Raw genomic sequence first — 18,628 nt, 5'->3', positions numbered from 1 at the left:
AGTATTACGATGGAAAAGCTATTAGTGTATATTGATCGGCCATGGTGGAAGATCACGGGGGTGATCCTGGTCTTTTCAACCTTATTTACAGGGCTAATTTTACCGGTACCTGCACTACCTATCCTGCATGAAACGATCAGAAATCTTTATTTCCATGTTCCCATGTGGATGGCGATGCTGGCTGTCTTTAAGATCTCGATCTTTGGCAGCCTGATGTATCTGCGTACAGGAGATCAGCGATATGACCTGCTGTCATTGGAATGCGTAAAGGTTGGTTTGTTCTTTTACATACTCGGCCTGGTATCCGGCATGCTGTGGGCCAAATATACCTGGGGAGCCTACTGGAGTAATGATCCCAAACAAAATAGTGCAGCGATCGGTGCGCTACTGTATTCTGCTTACCTGGTTCTGCGTAATTCTATCGAGGAAGAACAAAAGCGGGGACGAATAGCTGCAATTTATAATATTTTCGCATTCCCGATCATGATCGTGCTCTTGTTTGTATTGCCCCGTATGACTGATTCCCTTCATCCCGGCAATGGTGGCAATCCGGCATTTGGTAAATATGATCTGGACAACGGCATGAAGCTTGCCTTTTATCCCGCTATGCTTGGCTGGTCGCTCATCGCGGTCTGGATCGCTACAATCCGCTTCCGGCTCCAACTGATCGACTACCGTAAAAACTCTTTAAACTAATATTTATAACAGCCAGCTGCAATCTAAAATCAGCTGGCTTTACCGTTCAACATGAAAAAAATATTCATCGCGGCATTACTGGTCCTTGCAGCTGCTGATCTTTATGCAAAACCCGGTTCAGAGATCGAAATGGCCGATTTAATGAGAAGCTCTGGAAAGATCTACGTGGTGGTGACCACCATCGCGATCACGTTCCTGGGACTGGCGATCTATCTGTTTTCCATCGACCGGAAACTAAAGCGTTTAGAAAAGGAACATCAATAAATGAACGGGCACATAAGTATGTTGTTATTTTTGCTGCATCAACAAAAACTTCACCTTGAAAAAAAATAAGACAGGCTTTTGGTTTGTGGTCATTACGACCAGTCTGGCATTTGTGGTGTCCCAACTGGACGTTTCTATTGTAAATGTGGCCGTTCCGCATATCGGAAGATCATTTTCTGCCAATATCAGCACACTCCAATGGATCGTCGACGCCTATACGATCGCCTTTGCCGTTCTGATGTTATCAGCAGGCGGAATGAGCGACCTGCTTGGCTCTAAGCGACTATTTCAGCTAGGCCTGCTCATTTTTGGTGTGGCTTCTGTAGGCTGCGGAATTGCCTGGCATCCATTAGCTTTGATCGGGTTCAGAGCATTGCAGGGTATAGGCTCGGCCACGATGATACCCAGTTCATTATCAATATTAAACAACAATTTCGCTTCAGAGCCTAAACTCCGGGCGCGGGCAGTTGCCTATTGGACAGCAGGTGGCGCGATCTCTATCGCATCAGGGCCAGTAGTCGGTGGTCTTCTATTAAACCTCAGTAGTTGGCGAATGATCTTTCTGGTGAACATTCCGATCTGTTTAGCCGGTTTGCTCTTAAGTACCTACCTGACCAATAGTAAAAGAAATAAAAGCCATGGCTTTGACATACCCGGGCAAGTGATCTGGACATTATCATTAACGGTTTTTATCGCCGCCATGATCGAATGGCATACCCTTGGCCCCGGATCACCTCTGATCTATGGCGGGATCATCTTTAGCCTGCTGATGTTCGGACTGTTTATCTGGCGTGAACGCGTGGCTAAAGCGCCTATTCTGCCCCTTGACCTGTTCAGCTCCAAAAATTTCAATTTATTTATTGGCTTGGGAATGTCCCTTAACTGGATCTATTATGGACTCGTGTTTGTGCTTAGCCTGTATTTGCAACAAGTACTTCATTACACTGCTTTTCACGCCGGCCTGGCATTTTTACCGCTGACCGGAGGCTTTCTCATATCCAACCTGACGAGTGGCTATTTAATGAGCCGTTATGGCATCCGTGTGCCTATCATTATCGGCGCTGTGGTTTTTGCAATAGGCTGTTTATGCTTATTACTCGCCGGAATCCATATTCCCTACTGGCACTTGCTATTCCCGTTCTTCGGCTTACCTTTCGGTATGGGAGTTGCGGTGCCTGCAATGACAACCGGCACCCTTTCTACCGTACCTGCGAACAGATCAGGCATTGCGTCGGCAGTTCTTAATACTACCCGTCAGGCTGCTGGTGCGGTCGGAGTCGCTATCTTTGGAACGATGGCTGTTGGAGGGTCACAAAAAATAGTTACAGCCATCACTCATATCGCGATAATTGCCGCAGTGTTTATGCTCTTGTATGCTTTTTTGATCTATAAAACACTTAAAGAACCGGAGCACCATTAAACACTAATGCTCCAGCATGAATTTTTCAAGTATTTCTTAACATATGGTAATGGCGGATGCGCTCTTACAAATGACCTTTGTTAAAAAAAGAGGTTATGAAAAACAGTAAAGTTTTGCTAACCGGGATCACCGGTTTTTTAGGGTCTCACACCGCCGTCAAATTATTGAATGAAGGGTACGAAGTTATCGGCACATTGCGTTCGGAAAATCGAATACCTTCCATAAAAAAGATCATAGCCGAGCATACGGCCAATATTGATAAGTTAAGTTTCGCGGTGGCAGATCTTGATCAAGATGATGTTTGGCGCGAGTTAAGCAAAGGTGTTGACTTTATTCAGCATGTCGCATCACCTTTTCCATCAACTTTACCAAAAAACGAAGACGAATTGATCAGGCCGGCTAAAAATGGTATCCTCAATATTTTAAGGGCAGCTACGCATAACCATGTAAAGCGGGTAGTAATGACTTCGTCACTTTCTACCATAGCATACGGTAATGATGAGTGGGATGAGGATAAGGTATTTAATGAAAATGATTGGACGAACATTGACAGCTTAAAAGATATAACGCCATATTATAAGAGCAAAACAATTGCTGAAAGAGTGGCATGGGATTATATGAAGAGTAACCTTTCGGATCTTGAACTGGTTACTGTATGTCCCGGCGCTATTTTAGGGCCGGTGCTTGAAGAAGATTTTGGAAATTCAGCCAACATCGTTATTGCATTGCTTAATAAAAGCTATCCGGCGTTGCCAAAAATTGGATTTGACCTGGTGGATGTACGTTCTGTCGCAGATCTGTTAATTAAAGCAATGGAGCATCCTAAAGCAGCCGGAAATCGGTACATAGCTGCATCAGCGTATTTAACTTTAAAGGATGTTTCTGCTATTTTACAAGAATGTTATCCGGAAAGGAAGATCCCAAGCAGAGAATTCCCTAACTTTATTACCAGGATCATAGCGGAATTTCGACCTGAATTAAAGCCGGTTTTATTGGAAATGAAAAGAAGAAAGACCGATCTGACCAAAGCTATTAAAGAATTGAATTGGGATCCGATCTCCGGCAGGAACGCGGTGATCGCGTGCGCTGAAAGTGTTATCAAACTAAAGATCGTTAAACAATGAAAAGGTTAAAGTCTGCATTATCATTCGGTGGAATTCTATCAGAAGATGATGTCGATATTTTGGCCTCTGATTTCAAATACAGGAAGGTAAAAGCAGGGGATTATTTACATGAATTTCACGAGATCGCCACTGATATAATTTTCGTTGACAATGGTGTTATAAGACTATTTGGCATTGACCGTAACAGCAATGATATCACAAAACATTTCGTTCGTCAGAATCAATTTTTCGCAAACCTCGAAAGTTATTATGCCAAGCAGCCTGCAACGGAAGCGTTACAGGCTGTGGTAAATAGTGAAGTATATGTGATTAATTTTTCTGCATTCGAAAAGCATTTGCAATTGATACCCAACCTGTACATACAGTTCAAGAGCATCAGTGAATCTACCCTACTGCAAAAGATCAAGGATAACGATTTTTTAAATTTCGGCGATGCAAAGGCCAAGTATCTTGAAATGCTGAAGCGTTATCCGACGCTTGTACAGCAGGTACCCCAGCAATATATTGCATCCTATTTAAAGATCACACCACAATCTTTAAGCAGGATAAGAAAAGATCTGTCCTCATAACCTATCCCCTTTTATATATTGGTATGGGAAGGTTCATAAACAGCTGCTATCAACAATCAGGCTATGTGAAGTAAATAATAAAATTTTCCGGAGTTGTGTTATCATGGAAAATTACCTGATTACAACAAGAGTAGATAAGGAAATCCATCATTTTTCATTGGGAGAATATGTGTATATGTTGAAACAGTTTAGTTCTGAGATTTAAGAAATAAAAAAAATAAAGGCTTTGATATAAGTGAAATATTTCTTTTGCGTCATTTGTAGCGCGATATATAATAAAGCCCTTACATTATTGATAATCAATAAAAAGATAACCTGGTTCAAATCTCTCCCTCTCCTTCCCTGAATTATAGCATATTGCGATATAAGTGTTGAATATCAGCGTCTGGATCCAAAAGGATGATTTAAATACTATTCCACTCATTACAGAATTTTGACATCTAATTTTCGAAATGATATCAATTAATTGCGAAAATAAAACATCAACTAAGAAGGTTCGAACCATAACTGTTATTTTATCATAATCGGCGGGCCTACCTCAGGCGAATCTGGGTCTATCTCTTTCTCCGGCATCTTTTTGTAAGTACACAGATATTTAAAAAATGCTTCGTTATTTCCTGCCGGCTGATGGATAGAAATAATGCTTCCCAGATTGTTTTCTATTGGATTGGCATAGGTATGTGGTGTTCCCCTCGGAATGAAAACAGTGTCTCCGGTTTTGACTTTATGCACATCATTGCCAACCTGTACTAAAAACTCACCCTGAGCAACAAAGAACACTTCGTCCTGGTATTTATGGATGTGCAATGGCGGGCCGCCTTTGAATGCGAAAGTTTGGTCACCGGGTGCTACGATCAACAGTTCACCATCGGTATCTGCTGCTGATACCACGCAGCGGCCAATAGCATCTTTAACCTTTGTTTGCACGCCGTCGAAACGGCTTTCATTTGCCCGGATAAGAATAGCTTTTTTAGGTCGTTCGTGTTTTATATAGTTCTTTACATTGGCAAATGAAATAGCCGGAATGGATAGAAAGCCCCAGGATAGAAAATTGCGTCGTTTCATCTCTTTATTTTTGGTTGATTTTTTTTGTGTGTTTTAGCTGCTTTAGTTTACCCGCAAATCGCTTATCGGTCAGCGCCTCCATAAAATTCACTAGGTCGGTCTTTTCCTGTTCCGTTAAATTCATGGGTCTGGCAAGCAGCGTATCGCGGCCGATAGCATTCAGAACGATCTTATCCGGGTCATTATAATAGTCGATCACCTCACGAAGCGTTTTGAACATGCCGTTATGCATGTACGGCGGGGTGATAGCGACATTACGCAAGGCTCCGATCTTGAATTTACCAAGGTCATCTGGTAGTTTAGTGATAGCAGCGCGGCCGCTGTCCCTGAGTGTTTTGCCGTCATACAAACCGATCGAGCGGAACTCGGTATTGTTAAAATCGGCGCCGAAATGACATTGCACACAATTGGCCTTGGTGCCGTTGAATAAAGCATAACCGCGTTTGGCTGAAGCACTGACCGCACTTTCATTATCGTTCAGCAACCAATCGTCCAGCGGAGCATCGCTCGTTTCCAGCGTACGCTCAAATTCTGCGAGAGCTTTGGCCAGGTTATGCTGATCGGGCGCTTCCTTAAAAACGGCCTGGAATAATTTCAGATAGGTCTTGCTGTTATTCAGTCTCCAAACCGCCGTCCTGACAGGCAGATCCATTTCGATCGGATTTTCAATAGGCATCAAAGCCTGCTGCTCCAGCGTTCCTGCACGTCCGTCCCAAAAGAATGCCACCTGCAGTTTCATATTCATGGCCGAGGGTGTATTGCGCACGCCTTTTTGCTTACGCACACCGAGACTCACCGCTGAGGTATCTGCAAAAGCGAACTCCTCCTTATGGCAGGAAGCGCAGCTGATCTTTTGGGTTTTGGACAATATAGGGTCAAAGAAAAGCTTGCGGCCTAATTCAGCAGCTGTTTTTGGTTCGCTATCCGTAAATGCGCTTTGCGAAACCACCAATACCAGGCCGGTCAAGATCAAGATAAGATACAGCTTCTTCATAGCTTTTGATTTTCCAGGGTCGCTGTATTATTTTAATTTTCTGAACAGGAAATTATCGGTGCCTTCCCGGCGGCCCTGACAGGTATCCCGGATCACATGGAATTTGAGTGAATCCTGCCCGAAGAACTGCACCTGATAAATACCTGTGTAACCTGCACCACAGGTGCTGTCATCGATATAAAGCGTGTCGTGCTTCATTTGATATTTACCGGTGACAAAGGCCTTTTTATTGATAAACCCGCTGTAAGTACCGTCGGATTTGAAATTGCCGATCAGTGACATTTTTGAACCCTGGAATAGGCGGGTGTTTTCCCAGCGGCCCACCAACGGGTTAGGCCCGTCTGTTAGTTTGAAAGCGGATAATACGATAAGGGCCAGCAGGCAGGATAAAATGATCTTTTTCATAAATTTTATTTAAGGATTTAATTGTTCTGTGCTTATGATGGGTTACTTTTTTATGTCTCTCTTATATTCTACCCGGTAAGCCATCAGGGTATCGGTGCCTATATTTTTGATGGAATGCGGACCTTCCCGGTCAACCGGCTGGCCCCTGTTCAAAGCTTCAGCCGGGAACCCTTTTACTTCCGTACTGTCTTTTTGACCAGCCGGCCGTTCCTATCTTTTACATAATTGTAATAGATAAAATGGGCGCTGTGCGTGAACCACATGGTGCTTTTGTATTGATGCGTGTGCACGGGCTCTTCGTTCCCCGGCGGACAGATCACCTGCAGCACTCTAACATCGTTGTCTTCATATACAATTTGATGGTTCTTTGGTGCGGCAGCTACAGCATCCAATTTGGCGGGCCAGTTCCAGCTTGAAATACGGGCAGCTAGCTTTTTGGTATTCGTGTTGGTCTTTGTTTGTGCGGCTGCGCTTCGGTTCAAAACGAAGGTTAAAATGATGAGGACCAAAATTGCAGCAAGCCTGTTTATTTTCTTTAATGTGGTCATCTTGAGCTGAATAATTTATACCACAAAGAAAGCCGCTAGGTAAGTATTAAACCTTTGCAGATGTTACCAATACCTTTGATTTTGTTACCAGGTCAATGACCGGCCGCTTCGCTGGGCGCGAAACCGAAATGTTTGGAGAAGCTGGTGGAGAAGCTGTTGGGATTACCAAAGCCGACCATATAGGCGACCTCTGATACAGTGCCCACCTTTTGTTTCAATAATTCAAAAGCACGCTGCAAACGGAACACCCGGATCAGTTCGCCGGGGCTTTGGCCAGTCAGGCCTTTTAACTTGCGGTGCAACTGGACCCGGCTCATACCGATCTCATCGCCTAACTGATCGACACTGTATCCTTCGTCATCCAAATGTGCTTCCACCGATCTTTTTATCTTTTCCAGGAAGACCTGCTCCATAGAAGGAAGGCCATTGGTGTTGGTGTGCCAGATGTTACCCTGCTCATATTTGTCCTGTAGCTGACGACGCAGGGCGATCAGGTTCTCGATGGTCGCCAGTAGTTCGCGCTGATCAAATGGCTTGCTCAGGTAGGCATCCGCCCGCGTTTCCAGTCCGGCTATCCGGCTATCGGTATCGCTTTTGGCGGTCAGCATGACAACCGGGATGTGGCTGGTCTTTTCATTGGATTTTAGTGACATGCATACCTGGTAGCCGTTCATGAGCGGCATCATCAGGTCGGTAATGACCAGATCGGGTATGCGGTCCAAACCCAGGGCGAGTCCTTCTTCGCCATTAGCGGCTTCTATCACCTGGTACTTATCCGTCAGAACGCTGCCGATGAACTTCCGCAGTTCAAAATTATCCTCAATGACCAATACCAGCGGCTGCCCATCGTTGACCTGTTCCGGTATGGCGGTACTATTAGCAGTATCTGATAGCGCTAAGGGATCATTGATCTGCTCAGCTAATACGTAAGGTTCGTCGATCCTTTGCATCGGCAAATTCACCTGCACCGTTGTACCTTCCCCGGGGATACTGTGTACGCTGAGCGTCCCTCCCATCAGTTCGGTCAGTTCTTTCGTGATGGCCAGTCCGATGCCGGTGCCTTCCTGCGCCCGGGTGTCGGAAGCATCCACCTGATAAAAGCGGTCGAAGATATAAGGCATTTTGTTTTCCGGTATCCCGATCCCTGTATCGGTAACCAACAGATCGAACCTCTCCCCTGTTGCTTTTAATTCTACCATGATGATCCCACCTGTTTCGGTAAACTTGATGGCATTTGACAGGAGATTATAAAGAATACCTTCCAGTTTAGTCTGATCGATCGACACGAACAGGCTATCCTGGTTAGCTTCGAAACCCAGTTTGATCGCTTTCTGTTCGGCCAGGGATTGAAAAAGCAGCACGTTGCGCCGTGTAAGTGATACGAGTTCTGCCGGTGTATCGTTCAGCTCCATTTTCCCGGCTTCCAGCTTACTCAGGTCGAGCAGTTGGTTGATCAGTTTGAGCAAGCGGTCGGCGTTGCGGCTGATGGTGCCGGCATCGGTGATCGTTTGTTCATTATTTTCCCTGGCCAGGATCTGTTTGGCCAGCCCCAATATGAGCGTTAATGGCGTACGGAACTCATGTGTCAGGTTGATAAAGAACCTGGACTTGACCTGATCAAGTTCCTGCAGCTGGTCGGCTTGCTTCTGCACCTGGGCGGTGCGTTCAATAACCGTTCTTTCCAGTTTCTCCGCTTGGTGGGTGATCAGTTCCAGTTTCTCCGCTTCCTGTGCCAGCGCTTTATCCGAAAGGTCTTGTACCTCTGCCAGCTTATTGGAAAGTTCCTGGTTAGTGCGTGCAAAATCCAGCGCGAGGTAAATGGAAAACAGTAAAGGGAATGATAGCAGGCCGATGCTCATGGCCAGGTTGCGTTCTGCGCGTCCGGTCCAGAGATGAAAGACATCGGCACCCACAAAAAAGTATAAGACCACGATAATGGCCATCCCTAAACCGATCAGCCAGATATTAGGCTGCCCGCGACGCATGGCACCGATCAGTGCCCAAAGCCCATCGATCAGTATCAAAAGGAAGACGATATTAAAGCCATCAAAACTATTATAGTTGAACACCAGCACTTTGATGACCAGGTACACCACCGTGAAAATCACAGCGATGATCACTTTCCAGCGTGAAATGACGGTATGGCCAACTGCGTACAGCAGGTGCCAGGCGGACACGGTGCCGAGCACCCCGCAGACCCAGAAGATATGCTGCCACCACCATTGCATTATGGGGTTATCTGTAATATTATCGCCATGCACGGCTAGGTTGGAGCCGGCAAATAGCACAGTGAAGATGACATAATACAGGTTGAGCTTCTGTTTCGGGTAAAAAAGGAATAGGAACAAATGGAGCAGCGCCAGGGACAACTGTGCAGCCGAGCACAGATTCATGTCATCAAGCAGGTCATAATTATGCCGCGTAAATTTGGAAAGCCGGTCATAGTCGCCGATCCAGGTCTGAAACCCGATAAAATCAGGGAAAACGTGGCCATAGTTGGCGTAGCGGATCGCGATCAGGTGTGGTTTAGTATCATTGATATTGATGGGTGTAACTTCGAATGGCGCCCGTCTGATCTGTGTTTCAGCCTGATTACGGCCCACTTTTCCAAAACCTGCCTGGTATTTCCCGTCGATATAGATCTCGGAGGCGCCGTCATGATTCAGTCGTAAGCCTAAAGGCTTTTTCGTCAGCGCGGTATCCACCTGTATCCATAGCCTGAACCAGCCGATGCCTTGCCACTCTTTCAGTTCTTTGCCTTCGCCGAAATTGGTGGCGACCTTTTTCCAGGAACTGTCGGCGGTGGAACTGATGGCCGAAAGCGGATTGTCGCCGGCATGGAACCGCCAGTTTTGGGGGGTAAGGGCGAATTCAGATCTTTTGCCATGAAGGCTGTCCGCTGAGAGTTTAACTGGCTGGGCATATATGGTCTTACACCAGGTGATCAATACCAGAAGCATTAACATATACGGAAAAGCATACCTGGCGTCACGATAACTCATTGTACCATAAATGTAAAACATATCTCTGATAATTCATCAGGTGCTTCCGCCGGTGGCGGCATAATATAATAAGGAAGCGGGCGGGGAAATTATGGTTGCCAACATTTGAAAGGCCTGTATACTCAGTGTTTAAAGCTGTAGAGGGCTTTGGTTTCTTTATACGGATCTTTTGTATTTTATCTTTTTTACACCTAGATTGAACAAAGTAGGCCCTATGCCCACGCCACGATAAGCAGATGAATCTTTTTTCATAGCGGAGAAAATTATGGCTTAACTTCTTACTTCACATCAATGATGGTTGCCTGCCGTGCGATGATCTTCCAGCCGCCCTTTTCTTTTAGCCAGACATTCGTATACCGGCGAGTTACCTTCTTACCTGCATTGTCCGTTGCTTTTTCGGGCTCATTTTCTTCATAACCCATCGTTACAGCTACCGGGCCGGTGATCGTAACCTTTTCGATGACACGGCTGAAAGTTGTATAGGCGATCTTGCCTTCCTTCATCAGCTGCCGTATCTGCGCAACGTTTACAACCACGTTCGCCGGGTTATTTACCACAAAGCCGGGCGACCATAGCTTTTGCAGCGTGATAGTATCGCCACTAACAGTGGCTCGTGCTTCCAGTTGATCCAGCTTACGGATCTGATTTTCGACAGTGTTTTGAGCTATTGAGGCTTTAGTAACGAGTAATAGCAAAGCTATTAAGATACTTACTTTATTGATCATGGTCATATTTAAATTATCTAATATTTACCGGGAATAAGTTCTCGTCCACTTGCGTGCCCTGGCCGGCCACACGGCACCAGTTGTCAGCGGTTTTGTGGTAAACTTCAAGTCGGCGGACCTTGATATTCAGGTCGCGGCCATCAACAACGATGTTTACATTAATGAGCAGGTTCACCACCGCGGTCGTACCATCATAGATCCGAATGAACTCATTGCCGGGCACCGGCCGTACCGACTTAAACACCAACTTTTCTTTTTTCTGCGCTTCCATCCATTGCTGACGGGTAAAGGAAATGTCGCCTTTCGGCCCAACTGCGATCATATCCGCGCAATCGATGTTTGTGCCGGGTCTCTGGCTGCGCAGAAGCTGCCGGACTTCCTGGCGCTCCTTTGGATAGCTCGTTGTATCGATCTGCGCGAACGCACCAAGCGATAAAGAGGTCAAAAAAATTAAGGTGAATAATGCTTTCATAATCATCGTTTTTATTCAAATCTACCGGCGTTGGTTATACGAAATTTGGAAAGTAGCCCAACGTCGCCATTCTGAAAACATACACTTGATCTTCGTCTATCAAATCATTTGGTCGTCGACGAAATGATTTAATAGGCTGCTTAGTTGCGTTCGTCGAATAAGTCGCAGGCCATAGTTTTCTTTATCTGCCGATATGTATCTTAGTGTGATAGTTAAATTAAATGCAGCAAATACCATTTATTTATTCCAACAGTGCTAAATGGCGGATCTCGCGGCATTTCAGCTTTTGGCTGCTCTGGTTCCTGTTCCAGCTTTTGCTGTACTCGTTCTCGCCGTCACCTGCATTGCAGCGGCAAACATTTCTGCACCGCCTGCTCATCACATCGCCGGAAACTTTAATGTATTTGATACCAAGCATGTTTTTGGCTTACACACTTATGTATTTAGTGATCCCTAAACTGGTGTTACCCGGAAAGTATGCCTGGGCTACCTTGAGCGCGGCCGTATTGGTCTTTCTAATCGCGGCATTGTCAGCAACCTTGTCTATGACAGTGATCGACTATTTACGTCATTTGAATGCAGACAAGATATCGCCGGTTGTTGCACACGAGCCTCATCCGGCATTTTATGTGCAGTTCGGCGTGGCCATGCTGGCGGGCCTGCGAGGCAGCATCACTGTTGGGGGCGTAGCCGCTGCTATCAAACTGATGAAGTGCTTTTATGAAAGGCAGCAGGCTGCCCTGATGCTGGAAAAGGAAAAAGCGAGCGCTGAACTGCAAATGTTGAAAGCGCAGTTACATCCACATTTTTTGTTCAACACACTTAATAATATATACTCATTCACACAGGAAGTGTCCGAAAAGGCATCGGGAATGATCATGGGCCTTTCTCAATTACTCCGTTATATCCTGTACGATTGCAGTAAGCCGTTGGTGCCAATTGACCAAGAGCTGAAAATGATACAAGATTATTTTAAACTGGAGTCGGCACGTTACGACCAGAATTTAGATCTATCAGTTCAAATGCCAAAATTTACCGATCATTTGATCGCACCGTTGATGCTTTTGCCATTTATTGAAAATGCCTTTAAACACGGCGCAAGCCAGGTAACCGAGCATCCCTGGATCAGCCTTACTGTATCTGTAAACAATAATGAACTATCAGTGAAGCTGATCAATGGCAAACCCATCATAAGTAAAAACATAGCCCCGGGCATCGGGATAGCCAATGTGCGCAAACGACTGGAACTGCTGTATCCGGGTCAGCATGAATTGGAGATCAATGATGAGGAAGAGATGTATATTGTAAATTTAAGGATCACGCTGGCAACCGGCCCTGTAGAAGCCGTCAAAACTGTTTATCATGGAACCGATCAAGAGATACAACTGCCTCATCGTTGATGATGAGCCACCTGCAAGGGAGGTATTGCGGCGTTATATCATGCAGATACCCATGCTTAACCTTATTGCCGAATGTGGTAATGCGGTGCAAGCCATTAGCATGCTCAAACAACACCACGTCGATCTGATGTTTCTTGATATTCAGATGCCCCAGATCACGGGGTTGGATCTCATCACTACTCTTAGTAACCCGCCAAAAATTATCCTAACGACCGCTTTTGAACAATACGCGGTCAAAGCATTTGAATTGGATGTTAGGGATTACCTCGTTAAACCTATCCGTTTCGATCGGTTTATGAAAGCAGTCTTTAAAGCGCTGCCTGATCAGAGTGTCCGGAATGAAAACCCAACGCCGGTTAACACACAAAATATTGCTGATAGTGCTTTCCTTTATTTCAGGGTCGACCGCAAAATGGTAAAGGTCATTCTTGAAGACATTCTATACATTGAGAGCCTAAAAGATTATGTGAAGATATACACTACTAAAGGGTCGGTAATTACTAAGTACGCGATCAGCTCCCTTGAGTCCATGCTTCCTGCTGTTTCATTCATTAGAGTGCACCGATCTTACCTCGTCGCCCTCGGTAAGATCGATTCTTATACTTCAGATGAGATCAAAATTTCAAACAACGTAATACCCATCGGCAAGCTTTACCGGATGCAAGTATTGAATATATTAGCCCAAGGTAACGGGTAAAAGCAGCATTAAACGCCAACAGAATTCGTTTTGTTGCACCAAAAAAGGTACTTTAATATATATATTTATCAATAACAACTGCTTTGTCTCGCGGCGGTTATTATATATTGGCTTCGGCTCCGGCATTACTATCTTCCGTTGTTTGCGTAACCGCTGGGTGCTGGTAAATCTTCAAACCAGTTACCTTGCCGCCGTTCTCTGAAAGTTCCGTGATCGCATCGTTAATGTTTTGTTGTGCTTCGATGGCAACGATGACGTTTACGCTTCTATTCTGTGTCAATGCATATATTTCTAAGTTCAAAACTCTCCCTCTCCTCTCCCGTTTATACCATCTTATTTTTGATGTCCTAGAGCTTCATTTTTGCACAAACCAGCCGTTGCGGCTCTTTCATCGATTCGTGTCGCGTCGTCACATTGCAAAGTGTATGCTTCAGCTTCGGCAAAAAACACTTTCTATTCTAACATAGCTTAAATCAATCAGGATTTTGCGTTTTTATAAATAGCTTCCAGTTCCTTTAGCCTCTCTAGCTGCCCCGGCCGCGGGTTGATAAAAGGGCGCACCTTGCGGATCATCGCCAGTGCATCTTCCAGAGTCAATCCAGTCTTTAGCAGATAAGCCGTACACATCGTCGGCCCCCGCCCCAAACCCTGGCGGCAGTGGATATAGACCTTGCCGTTCTTTTTAATTTCCTTGTCAGCGAAGTCGGCCCCCTTCTGCAATACCTCCAGCGGTGGCGGCGTGTTATCAGGCGTCGGCAGATGCAAATAATTAAAACCCTCATACTGTGCCTCGCTGTAAACCGAATGCATGCGCATATTGATAATGGCCGTAATGCCCAGGGCCTTCATTTTGCGCAGCCCCACCAGGTTATACTGGCTGCCCAGGAACAGGTCAGCCGTGATCTGGCAGCGCCTTAAACGCGGCATACCAAACACGACCCGGTAGATGTTATCCGAGTTATACTGGAGGAACAGCCCCGCCATCGTTAGCAAACTTTTAATCTTTGTGAACATCGATTATTTTTTCTTTTGGGGTACCAGCAGGTGCACCGAGCCGGGCACTACTTCAATCTTTAATTTTTTCGCCGAACGCGCGGCATCGTCACAAATATAGGACTGTTTTTTAGCTGCGGTGATGCTGACTTTTTTGCATCGCCAGTGCACCAGCGTTTCAGAATCATTTTGCAGCAGCGTGCTTCCGGCGATCTTCAACATGTTCAGCCAGTCGTTATCTTTCATCAGGATCACATCCAGCCAGCCATCAGTTACGCTAATACCCGGTAGCAGGTCAAGATCGCCGATCCCAATATTGCCCGAATTAGTCACCGTTAAAGCCACGCCGCTGGCCGAAATTTGCTGACTGTCAATTTTCAGTTCATAGTCCACCTGTTCAGCGGCTATCGCCGTTTGCAGCGCCGTAACACCGTAAGCCACCTGCCCGAGTTTGTTTTTCAGGCCGCGGTCAGCCGTCGTCACCATATCGGCCATGATACCAAGGTTTACCCGCAGTAGGAAAGGTTCGCCGTTGACCAGCCCCATATCGATAGCTTTGACCTGATGCTTTCCCGATTTGATCAGTTCGAGGGCTGCCAGCGTATCCAGCGGCACGCCCAAATCTTTGGCCATGACATTGGCAGTGCCGCCGGGAATGATCGCGATGGGCAGTTGAGTACCATGCAAGGCAGCAGCTGCTGCGGTCACGCAGCCGTCGCCGCCATAAACTGCCACGAGATCAGTTTTACCGATCAGGGATTTCGCGATCTGGCCCGCGCTACAGTTTTTTTTGGTCAGGCTGACATCCCAATCCGTTTTACTGTCCGCAAAAACGCGGTTGATAAAAGACAGGATGGGTTCTTCCTTTCCCGAGGCCGGGTTGATGATAAAATGGATGTGCTTGAATTTCACTGGTCGTCATTTTGTTATTAAGTCCGTGCGTGAGATACAATGGCCGCCAGGTCGTGCACATCCGTTTTATGCTTTTGTTTTTTATGCTGTTTCTCAGCCAGGTAATCCCGGGCGTGTTCAAGGCGGTAAGCTTCTGCTTCGGCGGCGCGTTTGCCGCGAAGATAGAACCAGATACCTGCACCCGCTGCCAGGGCTCCGGCAACAATTGCACCGACAATGATGCCGGTGTTATTTTCTTTATGGAATGGGTTTTTCATAGGTGATGTTTTGTAGTGCAACAAGCGCCAGCGCTTTTGGTTGTGTAAATATTGAATAAAGACAATTCTTTAGTTAGTAGTTAAAACTATCGGGTGAATACCTTGTTGATCAGGTACATCTAAAATCATCAGACCTATGGCAAAGAAAGGCGCAAAAGTGGAAAGGACCTCCGTATCGGAGCAGCCACACGAACTGAAATACGAAGCAAAAAAAGAAGGCACTACCCCTAAAAAGGTGGAGGCCGCCAAGAAATCGACCGCCAGTAATAAGCGCGCTACGGTTGAAAAGAAATTGGAAAGTAAGAAATAAACAATGGCGCTTATCCAATGAAGCCCCGCAAGGGGCTTTGTTGTTATTTTAAATCATAACTATGGGCCTGACCGAATACGCCAAAAAACGGGATTTTAAAAAGACCGCGGAACCCAAAGCCGGTAAAAGCAAAGACAAGGATCACCTGATCTTTGTGGTGCAAAAGCACGATGCCTCGCGCCTGCATTATGATTTCCGGCTGGAAATGGATGGCGTGCTCAAAAGCTGGGCGGTGCCGAAAGGCCCCAGCCTTGACCCCAAGGTCAAACACCTGGCCATGATGGTCGAGGACCATCCTTTTGATTACCTGAATTTTGAAGGCATTATCCCCAAAGGTGAATACGGGGGCGGCACTGTCATCGTCTGGGATGAGGGCACCTATGAACCGATCGAGCCTATCAAAGGCAAGAAAGCCCAGGAGAAACACCTCCTCAAACAATTAGCCTCCGGCCAACTCAAGATCAAATTGCACGGCGAAAAACTCAACGGCGAATTCGCCATGGTCAAAACCCACGGCATGGGCGAGAACGGCTGGCTCATGATCAAACATAAGGACGAGTTCGCGACCAGCAAGGATATCACCAAGCAAGACAAATCGGTGCTTTCCGGCAAGACCATCGAAACCATGGAAAAGACCAGCGAAAAGGTCTGGCAGCATGGGCATGAAGAAGACGTGGTGCCTGATGAAGAACTGGCAGAAGAAATCGAAACAACTGAACCGGAAACAACTAAGGCTGATGTCGCTAAACTCTTAAAAGGAGCGCCAAAGTCAAAAATCCTCACCAGCATCAAACCCATGAAAGCCACGCTGGTAGACGAGCCTTTTGATGAGCCCGGCTGGCTGTTCGAGGTGAAATGGGACGGTTACCGCGCCATTGCCAATCTCCAAAAGGATGAGGTATCGCTGATCTCCCGCAACAACCTGCCCTTTGAGAAATACTATCCCATTAACGACGCACTTAAAAAATGGGGCATGAACGCGGTCCTCGACGGCGAATTGCTGGTACTTAACGATAAGGGCATCTCCGACTTCGGCGCCATGCAAAACTGGCGCAGTGAAGCTGATGGCAACCTGGTCTTTTATATTTTCGACATTTTATGGTACGAAGGCAAGAACCTGATGGGCCTGCCGCTGAGCGAACGCCAAGCCGTTCTGCAATCTATTTTACCAACAGACAACGACCATATCCGTCAAAGCAAGGTGTTCGATGCCAATGGTATTGACTTTTTTGCCGCGGCGGAACGTATGGGACTGGAAGGCATCATCGCCAAAAAAGCCGACAGCGTGTACACTTCCGACCTGCGCAGTAAAGAATGGCTGAAGGTCAAAGTACAAAGGCGGCAGGAAGTGGTGATCGCCGGCTTTACTAAAAATGAAGGCACCGGGAAGTCCTTTAGCGCACTAGTACTGGGTGTCTATGATACGAAAGGTGACCTGCAATTTGTCGGCAAGGTCGGAACCGGCTTTTCCGACAAGCTGCAAAAAGAAATGATGGCGCAATTTGAGCCGCTCATCACCAAGAACAGTCCCTTCGATTATGAAGTGGATGTGGACAAACCTACCCGCTTCCGGCCCAAACGCATGGGTGCCAAACCCACCTGGCTCAAACCTGAACTGGTTTGCGAAGTTGGTTTTGCTGAAGTGACCAGTGACGGCGTGTTTCGGCAGGCCTCGTTCAAAGGCATGCGTACCGATAAAAAAGCCAAGGACGTAGTACTGGAAACACCTGTGGATACGGAAGAAACTGTTGCAGAAGCAGAATCGCAACCAGCCAAAAAGGAAACATCCAAAACGAAAAAAACCGACCTGAAACTGGAACCGGTAAAAAGCACCGAACGCAAAACTTTACTGAACCCAACCGAAGACACCCAAACCAAAAAAGTCTGCGGTCACGAACTCAAATTCAACCACGTCACCAAACTCTACTGGCCTGAGGATAAAGTGACCAAGGGCGATATGCTCAACTATTATTATAAGGTCGGCGAATACATGATGCCCTACCTAAAGGATAGGCCCATGTCACTCAACCGTTTTCCCGGCGGCATCCATGGCCAGAGTTTCTATCAAAAGAACGTTACCGATAAAGCGCCGGACTGGGCCAAAACATTTGATCATGTGACGGATGAAGGCAAGGTCACCAAATACCTAGTCGGTACTGACGAAGCCAGTTTATTATGGATGAACTCTTTGGGCTGCATCGAGATCAACCCCTGGTTCAGCCGTGCCGAAACGCCGGACAACCCGGATTACTGCGTTATTGACCTGGACCCTGATAAACATACCTATGATCAGGTGGTGGAAGCTGCCCGGATCGTCAAAGATATTTTAGATGCCATTGATGTGCCGAGCTACCCGAAAACCTCGGGTTCCACCGGCATGCACATCTATGTTCCGCTGGCCGGTAAATATACTTATCAGCAAAGCCAGCTCTTTGCCAATATCATCGTCAAGCACGTACACGAACAGATACCGGACTATACCAGTCTGGAGCGCAGCATCGCCGCGCGTAAAGGCAAAATGTACCTGGACTATTTACAGAACCGTCCCGGCGCCACCATTGCGGGGCCCTATTCTCTGCGGCCTAAGCCCGGTGCGACCGTTTCCATGCCCCTGAGTTGGGATGAAGTTAAGCCAGGCCTGACCATCCAGCATTTCAATATCCATAATGCGCTTGATCGCCTCAAAGAAACCGGCGATCTGTTTCATGGGGTAATAGGCGAAGGTATCGATCTTGAAAAAACACTTAAAAAAGCACAAAGCGTCTTTAAATAAGC

General features: G+C 46.5%; 20 protein-coding genes. 9 read left to right on the top strand and 11 right to left on the bottom strand.

The genetic code is table 11. The annotated features are described in order from the left end of the window. Positions 1 to 9: 9 nt before the first annotated feature. The 5 genes from MTO98_RS15670 (at position 10) to MTO98_RS15650 (ending at position 4,073) form a co-directional block, all read left to right on the top strand. Positions 10 to 696, top strand: coding sequence for a cytochrome c biogenesis protein (locus MTO98_RS15670; protein WP_243487563.1), 687 nt, complete (start codon positions 10 to 12; stop codon positions 694 to 696). A 51-nt stretch (positions 697 to 747) separates the two neighbouring features. After that, positions 748 to 960: a CcmD family protein gene (locus MTO98_RS15665; protein ID WP_243487562.1), complete on the top strand. Its 213-nt coding sequence runs from the start codon at positions 748 to 750 to the stop codon at positions 958 to 960. A gap of 55 nt (positions 961 to 1,015) precedes the next feature. Then, positions 1,016 to 2,380: an MFS transporter gene (locus MTO98_RS15660; RefSeq protein WP_243487561.1), complete on the top strand. Its 1,365-nt coding sequence runs from the start codon at positions 1,016 to 1,018 to the stop codon at positions 2,378 to 2,380. 95 nt (positions 2,381 to 2,475) lie between these two features. Next, entirely contained in the window at positions 2,476 to 3,504 is a 1,029-nt protein-coding gene (locus tag MTO98_RS15655; RefSeq protein ID WP_243487560.1) for an aldehyde reductase, read from the top strand. Continuing rightward, positions 3,501 to 4,073: a Crp/Fnr family transcriptional regulator gene (locus MTO98_RS15650; protein ID WP_243487559.1), complete on the top strand. Its 573-nt coding sequence runs from the start codon at positions 3,501 to 3,503 to the stop codon at positions 4,071 to 4,073. Before MTO98_RS15655 ends, MTO98_RS15650 begins: the two co-directional genes overlap by 4 nt. Before the next feature lie 510 nt (positions 4,074 to 4,583). On the opposite strand, the gene MTO98_RS15645 is transcribed toward MTO98_RS15650, so the two are convergent. The 7 genes from MTO98_RS15645 to MTO98_RS15615 form a co-directional block, all read right to left on the bottom strand. Then, positions 4,584 to 5,138, bottom strand: a complete 555-nt coding sequence (locus MTO98_RS15645) for a cupin domain-containing protein (protein ID WP_243487558.1) — start codon at positions 5,136 to 5,138, stop codon at positions 4,584 to 4,586. 4 nt (positions 5,139 to 5,142) lie between these two features. Then, a complete protein-coding gene (locus MTO98_RS15640; RefSeq protein ID WP_243487557.1) occupies positions 5,143 to 6,132 on the bottom strand; it encodes a cytochrome-c peroxidase in 990 nt (329 codons plus the stop codon). A 27-nt stretch (positions 6,133 to 6,159) separates the two neighbouring features. Continuing rightward, complete coding sequence (locus MTO98_RS15635; RefSeq protein ID WP_243487556.1) at positions 6,160 to 6,537, bottom strand: hypothetical protein; 378 nt, start codon at positions 6,535 to 6,537, stop codon at positions 6,160 to 6,162. A 173-nt stretch (positions 6,538 to 6,710) separates the two neighbouring features. Then, a complete protein-coding gene (locus MTO98_RS15630) occupies positions 6,711 to 7,085 on the bottom strand; it encodes a hypothetical protein (protein WP_243487555.1) in 375 nt (124 codons plus the stop codon). A gap of 92 nt (positions 7,086 to 7,177) precedes the next feature. After that, positions 7,178 to 10,087 (bottom strand): ATP-binding protein, encoded by a 2,910-nt coding sequence (locus tag MTO98_RS15625; RefSeq protein WP_243487554.1) that lies wholly within the window; start codon positions 10,085 to 10,087, stop codon positions 7,178 to 7,180. Positions 10,088 to 10,365: 278 nt separating this feature from the next. Further along, positions 10,366 to 10,818 carry a nuclear transport factor 2 family protein gene (locus MTO98_RS15620; RefSeq protein WP_243487553.1) on the bottom strand — a complete coding sequence of 151 codons (453 nt, stop codon included), beginning with the start codon at positions 10,816 to 10,818 and terminating at the stop codon, positions 10,366 to 10,368. 7 nt (positions 10,819 to 10,825) lie between these two features. Beyond that, a complete protein-coding gene (locus MTO98_RS15615; protein ID WP_158596418.1) occupies positions 10,826 to 11,284 on the bottom strand; it encodes a nuclear transport factor 2 family protein in 459 nt (152 codons plus the stop codon). 221 nt (positions 11,285 to 11,505) lie between these two features. Here MTO98_RS15615 and MTO98_RS15610 point away from each other — a divergent pair, with 221 nt between their 5' ends. Next, positions 11,506 to 12,684, top strand: coding sequence for a sensor histidine kinase (locus MTO98_RS15610; RefSeq protein WP_243487552.1), 1,179 nt, complete (start codon positions 11,506 to 11,508; stop codon positions 12,682 to 12,684). Further along, on the top strand, positions 12,647 to 13,381 hold the full coding sequence (locus MTO98_RS15605) for a LytTR family DNA-binding domain-containing protein (RefSeq protein WP_243487551.1): 735 nt from the start codon (positions 12,647 to 12,649) through the stop codon (positions 13,379 to 13,381). The genes MTO98_RS15610 and MTO98_RS15605 overlap by 38 nt, the downstream gene beginning before the upstream one ends. A 100-nt stretch (positions 13,382 to 13,481) precedes the next feature. On the opposite strand, the gene MTO98_RS15600 is transcribed toward MTO98_RS15605, so the two are convergent. From MTO98_RS15600 to MTO98_RS15585, 4 genes are all read right to left on the bottom strand, one after another. Further along, on the bottom strand, positions 13,482 to 13,661 hold the full coding sequence (locus MTO98_RS15600; protein WP_243487550.1) for a hypothetical protein: 180 nt from the start codon (positions 13,659 to 13,661) through the stop codon (positions 13,482 to 13,484). A 197-nt stretch (positions 13,662 to 13,858) separates the two neighbouring features. Further along, complete coding sequence (locus tag MTO98_RS15595) at positions 13,859 to 14,395, bottom strand: dual specificity protein phosphatase family protein (protein WP_243487549.1); 537 nt, start codon at positions 14,393 to 14,395, stop codon at positions 13,859 to 13,861. Between the two features lie 3 nt (positions 14,396 to 14,398). Next, a complete protein-coding gene (locus MTO98_RS15590; RefSeq protein WP_243487548.1) occupies positions 14,399 to 15,286 on the bottom strand; it encodes a diacylglycerol kinase family protein in 888 nt (295 codons plus the stop codon). 17 nt (positions 15,287 to 15,303) lie between these two features. Next, positions 15,304 to 15,543: a hypothetical protein gene (locus MTO98_RS15585; protein WP_243487547.1), complete on the bottom strand. Its 240-nt coding sequence runs from the start codon at positions 15,541 to 15,543 to the stop codon at positions 15,304 to 15,306. Between the two features lie 136 nt (positions 15,544 to 15,679). Here MTO98_RS15585 and MTO98_RS15580 point away from each other — a divergent pair, with 136 nt between their 5' ends. Continuing rightward, positions 15,680 to 15,853, top strand: a complete 174-nt coding sequence (locus tag MTO98_RS15580; RefSeq protein ID WP_243487546.1) for a hypothetical protein — start codon at positions 15,680 to 15,682, stop codon at positions 15,851 to 15,853. A 61-nt stretch (positions 15,854 to 15,914) separates the two neighbouring features. Then, positions 15,915 to 18,626, top strand: coding sequence for a DNA ligase D (gene ligD, locus MTO98_RS15575; protein ID WP_243487545.1), 2,712 nt, complete (start codon positions 15,915 to 15,917; stop codon positions 18,624 to 18,626). Positions 18,627 to 18,628: the final 2 nt, after the last annotated feature.

This window comes from Mucilaginibacter sp. SMC90, from assembly GCF_022811725.1.
GTDB lineage: Bacteria > Bacteroidota > Bacteroidia > Sphingobacteriales > Sphingobacteriaceae > Mucilaginibacter.
The sequence above is the reverse complement of the archived record's forward strand: the minus strand, read 5'-3'. Positions and strand labels throughout refer to the sequence as shown.